The following is a 12,588-nucleotide window of genomic DNA, read 5'->3' as shown; positions in this document are numbered from 1 at the left end:
GGGGGTGGAATGCCACATCCGGGAAATGATTCCTCCCAACTCACCCGGTTCCACCTCCCGGCGTACGGCGCTGGAGACGGTCAGTGGCCTGCTGCCCTATCTCTGGCCGCGGGGCGACATCCGCACCCGCCTGCATGTGGTCGGCGCCATCCTGCTGCTGATCGCCGCCAAGGTGGCCACCATCTGCGTGCCCTTGGTGTACGCACGGGCGGTCGACCGGCTGTCGCATAACGATCCGACCCATATGCTGGCGGTGCCGGTCGGTCTGATCGTCGGCTACGGACTGTTGCGGATCGCCACCGGTGCGTTCGGCGAGCTGCGCGACGCGGTGTTCTCGCCGGTGAAGCAGAGGGTGATCCGGGTCGCGGCGATGCAGACCTTCCGCCATCTGCACCGCCTGTCGCTGCGGTTTCATCTCGACCGGCAGACCGGCGGGGTCACGCGCGCGGTGGAGCGCGGCACCCAGGCGATCGAGCTGATCCTGCGGCTCGGCATCTTCAACATCGTGCCGACCCTGATCGAGACGCTGATGGTCACCGCGGTGATCTGGACGCTGTTCGACTGGCGCTTCGCCGCAGCCACGCTGACCACGGTGGTGGTGTATGTCGGCTTCACCATCGCCTTCACCGGCTGGCGGATCGGCATCCGGCGCAAGATGAACGAGGTGGAGAGCGAGGCCAGCACCAAGGCGCTCGACAGCCTGCTGAACTACGAGACGGTCAAGTATTTCGGCAACGAGGGCCACGAGGCCAGGCGCTACGACGAGACCCAGGCGCGCTACGAGCGGGCGGCGGTGCGCACCCAGGTATCGCTCAACATGCTCAATATCGGCCAGTCGACCATCATCGCGGTGGCCCTGGCGGCGATCATGCTGATGGCGGCCCAGGGGGTGGCGTCGGGCAAGCTGTCGGTCGGCAAGTTCGTGCTGGTGAACACCTACCTGATGCAGCTGTACCAGCCGCTGAACCTGCTGGGCTTCGTCTACTCGTCGCTCCGGCAGTCGCTGGTCGACCTGGAGCAGATGTTCCGCTTGCTGGGCGAGGCCGAGGAGGTCGAAGACCCGGCGATCCCCATCCTGCTGCCCGCACGGCTCGAGGACGCGCCGCCGGCGGAGGTCAGGTTCGACGGCGTGAAGTTCGGCTATCAGTCGAACCGCGAGATCCTGCATGGGGTCAGCTTCTCGGTGCAGCCCGGTGGGCGCACGGCGATCGTCGGGCCGACCGGGGCCGGCAAGTCGACCATCAGCCGGCTGCTGTTCCGCTTCTATGACGTGAATGACGGCCGCGTGCTGCTCGATGGCAGGGACGTGCGCGACTACAGCCAGGAAAGCCTGCGGGCGGCGATCGGGGTGGTGCCGCAGGATACGGTGCTGTTCAACGACACCATTCGCTACAACATCGCCTATGGCCGGATCGGCGCCACCCAGGCGGAGGTCGAGCATGCGGCCCAGCTGGCGCAGGTGCACGACTTCGTCATGCGACTGCCGGAGGGATACGACACCCGGGTCGGGGAGCGCGGCCTGAAGCTGTCCGGCGGCGAGAAGCAGCGGGTGGCGATCGCCCGTACGATCCTGAAGAACCCGCGGGTGCTGATCCTGGACGAGGCGACCAGCGCGCTCGATACCCATACCGAACAGGAGATCCAGTCGGCGCTGCGGACCGTGGCGACCGACCGGACCACGCTGGTGATCGCGCATCGCCTCTCGACGGTGGTGGATGCGGACGAGATCCTGGTGCTGGTGGATGGGCTGGTCGCCGAACGCGGCACGCATCGCGACCTGCTGGCAACCGGCGGCGTGTATGCGCGGATGTGGGCGGCGCAGTCCGAGGAGGAAGCGGCCCAGGGTCATGTCGAGGCGGCCGAGGGTCCGAGATCCCTGGCGTCGGCAGGGCGGGCCGAGCTGATAAAGGCGCAGTGACAGCGCTGCGTGCCCTTGGCCCGGCCGGGACCGCGTTCCACATTTCACGATGGCCGCATGGCGGTACAGGGAGAACGACATGAGCTTCGATCCGGGTCAGGAAGGCCAGCGGGGCGAGCAGAAGCTGGGGCAGGATGGCTCGGTTCCGGCCGAGCTGAGCCATGCGGGAGCGGTCGTCGACAAGGCGATCGAGTACATGCTGGGCGAGGGGCTGCCACCGCTGGCGGTCGCATCTGCGCTGCTCGGCGGGTCGCTGGGACTGCTGGCCCGGACCATGGATCAGACCGTGATGACCCGCATGCTGGAGAACGCGATCGCAAGCGTGCAGGCGGGCGAGCTGCATCCGGCGAACGACCGTGAGACGGGACGCGATCCTGGGCGCGGCTGACCTGCCGGCTGATGGGTCAAGGAAGAGCTTGACGAATCCCTGCCACTTGGCGATAAGCCGCGCCTCCACGATCAGATGACGCCGGGCCTCGCTGTGCCGGTCGTTCGGTGTTTCGTCTCCGGCCCCGGGCCGGAGCGTTCGTTAGTTAAGGATGAGACGATGTCGCGCCGCTGCGAGATAACCGGCAAGGGTGTGCTGACAGGTAACAACGTCAGCCACGCCAACAACAAGTCCCGCCGCCGCTACCTGCCCAACCTGCAGGAGACGTCGCTTTTGTCCGACGTGCTGGGCACCTCGATCCGCATGCGCGTGACCACGCACGGTATCCGCACGATCGAGCATAATGGCGGCCTCGACGCGTTCCTGCTGACGACCCCGAACCGTCGCCTGCCGGAAGAGGCGCAGTCCCTGAAGCGCCGCATCCTGCGCGCCCAGGCGAAGAAGCAGGCCGCTCTCTCGGCCTGAGGCCCGATCCGGCCGGATCGGGGGCCTAGCGCCTGCGAAACCGGTCTTCGGCCTTGCAAATCAAGGGCATCTCGCGCATGTGAGGGCCCATCAGTCTTTCGGCCGCCAGGCTCAGCCGCGGCCCTGGAAGGCGCGCGGAGCCTTGCTCTCGTCGCGCCTTCTTGGTTTGAGGAGAATCCAGCGTGTCCGAGCTCTCGAAGATCCGCAATATCGGCATTACCGCGCACATCGATGCCGGCAAGACGACCACCACCGAGCGGATTCTCTACTATACCGGCGTGTCGCATCGGATCGGTGAGGTCCATGAGGGCAACACCACGACCGACTACATGGAGCAGGAGCGCGAGCGGGGGATCACCATCACCTCCGCGGCGGTGACGTGCGAGTGGAAGGAACACCGCATCAACATCATCGACACGCCCGGCCATATCGATTTCAACATCGAAGTGAACCGTTCGCTTCGCGTGCTGGATGGCGCGATATTCATCATCGAGGGCGTGGCCGGCGTGCAGCCGCAGTCCGAGACCAATTGGCGTCTCGCCGACCGCTACAATGTCCCGCGCATCATCTTCATCAACAAGCTTGATCGTACCGGCGCCGACTTCTACCGCGCGTTCGACACGCTGAAGGAGAAGCTCGACATCGTGGCGCTGCCGCTGCAGCTGCCGATCGGCATCGAGGACACCTTCATCGGCGTCGTCGATCTGGTCGAGATGAAGGCGATCATCTGGGAAGGCGGCGAGCTCGGCGCGAAGTTCCATGACGAGGAAATCCCCGCCGATCTGCTCGAGCGCGCCACCGAGGCTCGCCAGCTGCTGCTCGATACCGCGCTCTCGGTCGATAACGAGGCGATGGAAGAGTATTTCGAGAAGGGCGACGTCGACGTCGACACCCTGAAGCGCTGCATCAAGGCGGGCGCCATCTCCGGCGTATTCCGTCCGGTGCTGTGCGGCACGGCGTTCAAGAATAAGGGCGTCCAGCCGCTGCTCGATGCGGTGCTCGACTACCTGCCGGCGCCTGACGATCGCGAAGGCATCCGCGTTGCGGCCGAAGAAGGCCACGAGGACGAGGACCCCAAGCTGCGTCGCCTGATCAAGGTCGACCCGAAGGGCAACTTTTCGGGCCTTGCCTTCAAGATTATCAACGACAAGTACGGCACCCTGACCTTCGTCCGCGTGTATTCGGGTTCGCTGAAGTCCGGCGACCAGGTCATGAACACGACCAAGGACCACAAGGAGCGGATCGGCCGCATGTTCCAGATGCACGCCGACAAGCGTGCGGAAATCAAGGAAGTGCAGGCTGGCGACATCGCGGCGTTCGTGGGGCTGAAGGATACCAGCACCGGGGACACGCTGGCGTCCGCTGATGACCCGGTCATCCTCGAGCGCATGGCATTCCCGGTTCCGGTCATCGACATCTCGGTCGAGCCGAAGACCAAGGAAGCGGTCGAGAAGATGACGCTGGCGCTGCAGAAGCTGGCCGGCGAAGATCCGAGCCTGCGCCTCAAGACCGACCAGGAAACCGGCCAGACCATCCTCTCCGGCATGGGCGAGTTGCATCTCGAGATCATCATCGACCGTCTTCGCCGCGAGTATGGCGTCGAGGCGGACATCGGCGCGCCGCAGGTGGCGTATCGCGAGACCATCAGCAAGTCGCATATCGAGACCTACACCCACAAGAAGCAGTCGGGCGGTTCGGGTCAGTATGCAGAGGTGAAGATCGAGTTCTCACCGCAGGAGCGGAACGCCGGCATCCTGTTCGAGAACAAGGTGGTCGGCGGCACCGTGCCGAAGGAATACATCCCGGCGGTCGAGAAGGGCATCCGCGTTCAGTCCACGACCGGCGTGCTGGCTGGCTTCCCGACTGTCGACTTCAAGTACACGCTGCTCGACGGCAAGTACCATGACGTCGACTCCTCGGCGCTGGCATTCGAGATCGCGGCCAAGGCGTGCTTCCGCGAGGGTATGAAGCAGGCGGCTCCGGTCATTCTCGAGCCGATCATGGATGTCGAGTGCACGACGCCGCAGGATCACGTCGGCGACGTGGTGGGCGATCTCAATCGTCGCCGTGGCCAGATCCAGAACCAGGAGAGTGCCGGTTCGACGGTCACGGTCCGGGCCCAGGTGCCGCTGAAGGAGATGTTCGGCTACATCTCGCACCTGCGTTCGATGACCAAGGGTCGCGCCTCGTTCACCATGCAGTTCCATCACTACGATCCGGTGCCACGCAACATCGCCGACGAGATCATGGCGAAGTCCGCCTGAACCGAGTTCAGGATCAACGATGAAAGGGCCGGCCCGGAAACGGGCCGGCCCTTTTTCGTTACGCGCCGCAATGGTGCGCCGGTAAGCCTTAGTGCTTGGCTGCGGGCGGCGCCGATCCCGGACCCTGGGCGTCGGTGCGGCGGATGAAGTCCGCGACGTTGTCGTGCAGCTGCTGCAGTGCCGCCTGGTGCGCGTAGACCATGTGGCCTGACTCGTACTGGTGATATTCGATGTTGGCCTGCAGCGCCTGCGGTATCGGCAGGTGGTGCATCTCGTAGATACCCTCGTAGTAGGGCGTTGCCAGGTCGAAATAGCCGGCGTTGAGCTGGATCTTGAGGTTCGGGTTGTACTTCATCGCCGTCGCGAGGTCGGGCATCACGTTGGCCGATCCGGAGACCGGCGACGTCGCACCCGGCGGCTGGTGCTTCATGTCCCAGTTGTCGATCTCGATTTCCGGCTTGTAGTATTTGTTGTCGCCATACCCGAGAACCTTGCGAACATAGTCGTTGAAGACCGAGACGTAGGCCGACCCGATCGCGGCCGATTGCGGATCGTAATCGCTCTCCTTGCTGAGCGGATCCATGGTCGGGCCGGAGAAGCGCGTGTCCAGTCGGCCGGTGGTGGTCTCGTCGCCCTGCAGGGTCTTCTCGAACTCGCCGCCGTCGACCCGCAGGTTGGCCTTCTTGATGTAGTCGACCGGCAGGCCGGTATAGTCGTGCAGCTTCTCGGCGATCGCGTCGCGCTTCGCGGGATCGAGCATCGAGCCCTGCTGCAAGGCAGCGGCGTAGTCGGTGCTGGCGAAGGTCTCGACCTGGGTCAGCAGCGCATGCAGGTCGCCTGGCGTGCCGGGCAGCTTGTGGTGATACCAGGCAGTGGCGGCATAGGTCGGCAACGCCACGATGTAAGGCAGATCGACGCCGGGGTTCATCTCCGGGCCATCCACGCTCGCATCGAAGCTCAGGATCTGCGACAGCAGGATGACGCCGTTGAAATCGACTGACTTGTCCTGTTCCAGCTGGTTGATCAGCACCGCGGATCGGGTAGTGCCGTAGCTCTCGCCGAACAGGTACTTCGGCGAGTTCCAGCGCCCGTACTTGGACAGGAACGAGGCGATGAAGTCGGCGAAGGCATGGCCGTCCTGGTCGATGCCGTAGAAGTCCTTTTCCTTGTCCTTGCCGGCGATGCGGGAGAATCCCGTGCCCGGCGCGTCGATGAACACCAGGTCGCTCACGTCGAGCAGGCTCTGGTCGTTGTTGATGAACCGGTAGGGCGCTGCCGGGCCGTGGCTGTCATCGAGCGTCACCACGCGGCGCGGGCCGAACGCCCCCATGTGCAGCCACACCGTCGCCGAGCCGGGACCGCCATTATAGAGGAAGGTGATCGGACGATTCTCGGCGCGGGCTCCCTTCTTGAAGTAGGCGACGTAGAACATCGCCGCTTCCGCAGTCGGGTTGGTGTCGTCCGCAGCCTTGTCGCCAGCCTTGTCGGAATCGCCGTCCAGTTTGGCGGCATCGTCCCAGCCTTTCGGGTGGACGATCAGCGTGCCGGCAACGGCCTCGTAGTCGACGTGCTGGCCACCGGCATCGACGCTGCCGTCACTGGTTTTCTCGTCGGCGGTCAGATGCGGCCGCGCCTTGTCCTTGTCGGACCTGGTGATCTTGATGGTTGCGTCGTCCGCGCGGGCAAGGTGTGGGCGAGCGAGGCCGATCGGCGACGCAAGCAGCGCTGCCGTGAGAAATAGGGAAGCTCGTTTCAACGTGAAGGCTCCTGCAAAACGGAATTGGTATCAGCCTGTCGCCCGCCAGCCGTCCGGGGTCAGTGCGGCGCGCCCCTCGATCTCGAGCTTTCCGAGATGTGAAAGCAGGTTCGCACGGGCGGGCGAGAGCAGTTCGGGGCGCAGGTTGATGTAGGATCGCGCCAGTACCGCCTCGAACGGCATCGGCACCGGCGAAAGCACGGCTTCGATCGATGCCTCGCGCGCGGTGCGATGATCCAGCAAGCTCTGTACCAGGTCACGCGGATTCTCGATCGCCGGACCGTGCGCGGACAGCATCAGCCGGTCGTCGCGATCGCGGACCCGTTCCAGGTTGCCGATGAAGCGGATCAGGTCGCCATGCGGCGGCGGCGGCACCACCGAGGTCGACCAGGGCATGACATGGTCGCCGCTGAACAGCACCCCGTCATCGCGCGCGAAACAGAGATGATCCATGGCGTGCCCGGGCGTATGCAGCGCGGTCAGCCCGGCGATACGGGTGTTGTCCGCAAGCGCAACGGCAGGCGCGAAATTGGGGTCAGCGCTGAGGGTGAAGCCAGCGATCGGCGCGCCGCTGCGCCGGCTGAGCGTGTCGGCGCCGGTGAGATGGTCGCGGTGGGTATGGGTCAGCAGGATATGCGACAGCCTGGGCCCGGCCTCGGCAATGATGGCGTCGAGATGGCTCTCGTCGTCACTGCCCGGATCGATCACCGCGACGCCGCCGTCCCAGTCCACCAGCCAGGTGTTGGTGCCGTGATAGGTCATCGGCCCCGGGTTCGCGGCGACGATCCGCCTGATCCCGGGGCGTATGACCAGGGGCGTCGCCGTGGGTGGGGGCGGTTCGGTCAGGCGCCATGCGCGTCGTCTGGCCATGGGCGGCGAACGCGTTATCCGAATGCACCGACATTGTGCATGACGCCGACGCTCACCTCGCGGACAAGCTCGAACAGCCGGCGCATCGGCTGGAAAATTTCCGCGTTCTCCCGCGTGTAGGCGTTTTCGGACCGTGGTCCAGGCTGCTCGCGGAAGTCCAGCAACACCGACTGGTCCGAGGCCTGCGGAAAGATCTCGGCGAGCTGCTTCAGCACGTTCGGGATCTCGAGCCGGAGCACTTGGTCGTCGAGCGCTTCCCTGGTGAAGCCGTTGCGTGGCGAAAAGTAGGGAATCCGGGTCGAGAGAAGCCAGATCCGCTCGATCAGGGTCAGGCGGATCGCGTGCAGCAGCACCTCCGGCAGGCGCATCCGGGGCGCGTCGGGCCAAGCGGCGCGAAGGGCCAGATGATCCGCCTGGATGCGACGGAACATCGACTGGGTGATCGCCCAGAGATCGAGGCGTTCCAGCCCTTCTGACAGGGTGACCAGGGCATTGCGGCGAGCCGGATCATTCTCGTGCGCGGCGCGATCGAGCCAAACCCCGGGATCGAGCGTCAGCACGATGGCGCGCAGGACGTCGCGGTCGGAATGGGCAAGGGCGTGCGACGCGAAGTCGAGTGCCCGGCGGAAACGCGGGCTCTTCAGCAGGAACTCCTCGAACGTCTCGGGGTGCCGGGCGGCGGCCAGGCCCAGGCCCTGCAGCGTGTTGGCGCACCAGCCGAGCTGCTGCAGGATCGCGTTGTTGGGGATCGCGCGCAGTTCGCGCGGATGGCGTATCCGTGCCGGTCCGCCGGCGGAGTCGCTCTGGCGTGCGGCCGGGCGCGAGCCGGTACGGTCGATCAACGCGGGACCGAAGGCGCCGAGCAGGCCCGCATAGCCCGGGTCCTCGACCAGCTCGGTCATGCCGAGGCCGATGGCTGCGAAGAAGTCGGCGGAGAAGTCGGGCTCGTCGTAGATCGGATCGCGCTCGGGCTTCACCACCGCGAACGCATGGGTGGCGATGGTGCTGATGACCGCGTCCGCCAGCTTCTGGGTGCCGAACAGCAAGTAGCCGTCGCCGCCCTGAAACGCCGCTTCCTCGCGGTAGGCGATGCCGGCCTCGCCGAAGGCCTGCCGGGAGTGCGATGGCGACAGATAATCCAGCCGGTCGGCAAGGGCGAACGGATGCGCGCCGCGGCCGATGCTTTCGCCGTGCGTGTCGAACAGGATGATCTCGACGTCGGTCATGCCGCGCTTGGCGAGCAGGTCGGCGATCTTCAGGCGGAGGCGCTCGACCAGGTAGGTGGCCGCCAGCTGGCCGACATAGCGGCCGGAATCCGAGTAGCCGAACTGCAGCGACAGCTTGCCGGTGCGGCGGAGATAGTCACGATAGTGCCGCGAATGCAGCGCCTCCTCGATGATGCGCGAGCCCTGCATGAGAGCATCGCGGGTCTCGAACAGCGGCGAGATCTCGATCTTGTCCTCGATGCCGAACAGGCGTGCGAGCCAGAGCGCCACCAGCAGTGTGTAGCCGCTCTCGGTCTCGGCGATCAGGAAGCGGATCGGGCTCGAGCTGTCGATGTGCTTGATGATCTGGGTGACGGTCATCATCAGGCGGGCCGCCGATGCCTGCTCGGTCAGCAAGGCGCCGAAATCGACCGGGATGCGCTGAACCTCGGACAGGACGTCGTTGATCTGGGTGAGCAGGGCGCGCCGCTGGGCCGGATTCTCGGGGCTATCTTCGATGCCGAGCCGCTGGCGGGCGACATTGTGGATCTGGGTGGCGTTCAACCGGACATGGGTATGGGCAGCACCCATGCCATGCGAGACGAAGCCGGCGCGGGCAACCGCCAGGGTGAGCCGGTCGGGTTCGGAAGCACTGCCGATCGCAGCGCCGAAGGCATCGTCCAGTTCGGACGGGCTCAGGATCGCCTCGTCGCGACGGTCGATCAGGACCCGGGAAAACGCCGCGACCTGTTCGGGATCGGCGCGGTCGGGCGCTGCCTCGATCTGGGCTTCGACGGCGACCATCGCAGCGGCGACCCGGTCGAGTATCGGAGCCGGCGGCTGATCGGCCTGTCCGAGCTGATCGTGCAGGCGCTGCAGCTGGAGCAGCTTCATGCGCAGCCGCAGCCGCAGCGTGTCCCACCAGCCGATATCGGTGCGGCCGTCGGTGTCGTAGCCGACCCAGCTGGCCAGGGTCAGCGGGCGTGGCACCAAGCTGGTCCAGGCTTGCGGCCAATAGCCGGCGGCTTCCTCGAGCAGGGCGGCGTTCAGCTTGTCGATGGCATTGCGGCCACGCAGGATCGCCTCGACGGCAAGATCGAACTCGTCGGTCAGGGTCGGCGTGGTGGGGCGCTGAGAAGCCACCTCCGGCAGGGTGCGGGTACCACTCGCGGTCTCGGCCAACGCTGCATAGACCGGGGTTGCCAGTGCGAATGTGGGATGTGCGGTGAACACCGCCGAAAACCGGGTCCGGTGGATCGCGGCCCGGAACTGGGCGAGCGGGATCGGGCTGTCGTTCGGGTCCGGGCGGATCAGGCGGGCGGCGATCTGGCGAAGGCGGTTGGCCATGTCCTGCTCTTCGCCCAGGCCGACATAGCGGGCGAGGCGGGCAGCGCGCTCCTCGAAGGCATCGTCGCGCAGCCGGCAGACCAGGTTGGTGATGTCCTCGATGCTCAGGCTGCCTTCGTCCAGGCGGCGCGACAGCTGCAGCGCGATCGCCAGCACCGGATTACCGAACGGGTCTTCCTCCTGGCGCTCCACGAGTTGCCCGGCGAGAGCGATCAACTGGTCCAGCCGCTGGTCGGGCGGCCGGATGTGGACGGGATCGGCCGGAGGCGGCTGCAGATCGTTCATGATGCGTGTCACGCTCCGTGCGGCAGGCCTGATGAAGGGGGGTGGGAGGGCGATAGCCGTGTGAGACGACCCGTTCCACCGTTCCATGTCTGACACGGAACGGCAATATCGGCACGGCTTGGTCGCGGTCGTGGCAAGTGTGTTACGAGGTCCTGGTTGGGTACGACGGCAGGTTGGTGATATCGAAACGTCATGACTGCACGGCCGGACACGGTTCCGGAAATCTCCCCGAACATCACCGGCGACGCCGATATTGCGGCAAGGCGCGGGCTTGCCCGGCAGAAGCGGCATGCGACCGGGCTGCTCGTGGTCATGGCGGGTTTCACCCTGGGCAGCTACGCGTTCGGGCATGGCTACTGGATCGGCCTGCTCCAGGCGAGCGCCAAGGCCGGGCTGGTCGGCGGTCTGGCCGACTGGTTCGCGGTGACCGCCTTGTTCCGCCATCCGCTCGGGCTGCCGATCCCGCACACCGCCATCGTGCCGGCCCAGAAGGAACGGTTGGGGCGGGCGCTCGGGAGCTTCATCGCCAGCCACGTCTTCACCGAAGCGGAAATCGAGCGCGCCTTGGGCCGGCTGGACATGCCGCTGCTGCTGCGTGGGATGCTGATGGACCCGCGCACGGCGAGCCTCATTTCGGGAGCGTCCACCAAGATCCTGCCGCATCTGCTGGATGGGCTCGAGGCTGGGCGCGCCCAGGAACTGATCGCGCGCCTGGTGCCGAGACTGCTGAGCGGCGGCGCGCTGGCGCCGGTGGTGGCGCGTGCGCTGCGGGCACTGGTGGACGGTGACCGCCATCAGGAGGTGCTGTCGTTCCTGCTCGACCAGATCAGGCTGCTGCTGAAGAGCCGCGAGGCGCACCTGCACCAGCTGATCGAGGACAGGGTGCGCGAACAGGGTGGCCGGCTGATGGGCTGGGCGATCGGCGGCTCGATCGCCAGCCGGGTGCTGTCCGCCATCAACACCGAACTGGAGCGAACCGATCCACGGGACTCAGAGCTGCGCGAGGCGGTGACGGCCTGGATCCGCGACGAGATCGACCTGATCGAGACCGATCCGCAGCGGGGCCGGGATCTCGGCGAGATGCTGCGCGGCCTGGTGACGCATGAGAGCATCCGCCTGTGGGTGCTCGATGTATGGGCGCGGACCCGCGGCGTGATCGAGGGCGATCTCGACCAGGACGAGAGCTGGGTCCGACGCCTGGTGTCGGACGCCGTGGCCCGGCTCGGGCAGGCGCTCGAGACGGACCAGGCGGTGCGGGCCGGGATCGACCGGGCCGTGCTGGCGATCACGACGCAGATGCTGCCGACGGTGCGTGACCGGATGTCCGGTTTTATCGCGCAGGTGGTCGGAAACTGGGATACGCGGTCGATCACCGAGAAGCTGGAGCTGCGGGTCGGGCCGGATCTCCAATTCGTCCGGATCAACGGCACGCTGGTCGGATCGCTTGTCGGAGGGCTGCTGTATGTCTTGCTGCATGCACTGTTCGGCGGCCAGACAGGTTAAATAACAGGCAGTTGCTCCTTGACGATGAGATGGATCGGGCTCATCTCCTCGATACAGGACAACACCGGTCCTGGATGAGTTGAATTCGGGTCATGGTGCCATGTTGAGGTTGTCAAAGCTGACGGATTACGCGGTCGTCGTATTGGTGCGCCTGTCGCATCATGACGGGGTCGCCACATCACCTGCGTTGGCGCTCTCGACCGGTGTTCCCGAGCCGACGGTGGCGAAGGTGCTGAAAGCGCTCTGCGCCTCCGGGCTGGTCGCATCGCAGCGAGGGGCGCGTGGCGGATACCGCCTTGCGAAACCGCTGGCGTCGATCCCGGTCGCGTCTGTCATCACCGCGATAGATGGCCCGATCTCGCTGACCGCATGCGTTGATGGCGCGACCGGTGGGTGCGAGGCGCAGGGAACCTGTCCGATCCAAGGTCGATGGGACCCGGTCAACGACGCCATACGATCGGCTCTGACCAATATTACGCTGGCACAGATGGACGTGTCCTGCTGCGCCAAGTCCATGCCTGATTTTTCGAGACGCTATCCGGATGTTGCATCCGGTCCTGCCATGAATGCTGCCGAGTGAGGCCCTG

General features: G+C 65.8%; 9 protein-coding genes. 6 read left to right on the top strand and 3 right to left on the bottom strand.

Annotation, left to right across the window (positions count from 1 at the left end):
- Positions 1-25: 25 nt before the first annotated feature.
- The 4 genes from HN018_RS11320 to fusA all read left to right on the top strand — a co-directional run bounded on the left by HN018_RS11320 (position 26) and on the right by fusA (position 5,035).
- Positions 26-1,918, top strand: a complete 1,893-nt coding sequence (locus HN018_RS11320; protein WP_171835491.1) for an ABCB family ABC transporter ATP-binding protein/permease — start codon at positions 26-28, stop codon at positions 1,916-1,918.
- Positions 1,919-1,997: 79 nt separating this feature from the next.
- Entirely contained in the window at positions 1,998-2,306 is a 309-nt protein-coding gene (locus HN018_RS11315; RefSeq protein WP_171835490.1) for a hypothetical protein, read from the top strand.
- A 159-nt stretch (positions 2,307-2,465) separates the two neighbouring features.
- Positions 2,466-2,771: a 50S ribosomal protein L28 gene (gene rpmB / locus HN018_RS11310; RefSeq protein ID WP_171835489.1), complete on the top strand. Its 306-nt coding sequence runs from the start codon at positions 2,466-2,468 to the stop codon at positions 2,769-2,771.
- 182 nt (positions 2,772-2,953) lie between these two features.
- Complete coding sequence (fusA, locus tag HN018_RS11305) at positions 2,954-5,035, top strand: elongation factor G (RefSeq protein WP_171835488.1); 2,082 nt, start codon at positions 2,954-2,956, stop codon at positions 5,033-5,035.
- Positions 5,036-5,123: 88 nt separating this feature from the next.
- Here the strand turns inward: fusA and HN018_RS11300 are convergent, their stop codons facing one another.
- The 3 genes from HN018_RS11300 to HN018_RS11290 are packed head-to-tail and all read right to left on the bottom strand — an operon-like array spanning position 5,124 to position 10,498.
- A complete protein-coding gene (locus tag HN018_RS11300) occupies positions 5,124-6,791 on the bottom strand; it encodes a S10 family peptidase (protein ID WP_408886713.1) in 1,668 nt (555 codons plus the stop codon).
- 30 nt (positions 6,792-6,821) lie between these two features.
- Positions 6,822-7,661: an MBL fold metallo-hydrolase gene (locus HN018_RS11295; protein WP_171835487.1), complete on the bottom strand. Its 840-nt coding sequence runs from the start codon at positions 7,659-7,661 to the stop codon at positions 6,822-6,824.
- A gap of 14 nt (positions 7,662-7,675) precedes the next feature.
- A complete protein-coding gene (locus HN018_RS11290; RefSeq protein WP_171835486.1) occupies positions 7,676-10,498 on the bottom strand; it encodes a phosphoenolpyruvate carboxylase in 2,823 nt (940 codons plus the stop codon).
- 192 nt (positions 10,499-10,690) lie between these two features.
- On the opposite strand from HN018_RS11290, the gene HN018_RS11285 reads away from it, so the two are divergent.
- Positions 10,691-12,001, top strand: coding sequence for a DUF445 domain-containing protein (locus HN018_RS11285; RefSeq protein WP_171835485.1), 1,311 nt, complete (start codon positions 10,691-10,693; stop codon positions 11,999-12,001).
- Positions 12,002-12,101: 100 nt separating this feature from the next.
- Complete coding sequence (locus tag HN018_RS11280) at positions 12,102-12,581, top strand: SUF system Fe-S cluster assembly regulator (RefSeq protein ID WP_171835484.1); 480 nt, start codon at positions 12,102-12,104, stop codon at positions 12,579-12,581.
- The last annotated feature ends 7 nt before the right edge of the window (positions 12,582-12,588 follow it).

It is taken from the genome of Lichenicola cladoniae (genome assembly GCF_013201075.1).
In the GTDB taxonomy this organism is placed as follows: Bacteria; Pseudomonadota; Alphaproteobacteria; order Acetobacterales; family Acetobacteraceae; genus Lichenicola; species Lichenicola cladoniae.
Note: the sequence above shows the minus strand (reverse complement) of the source record. Positions and strands in the feature narration are given on the sequence as shown.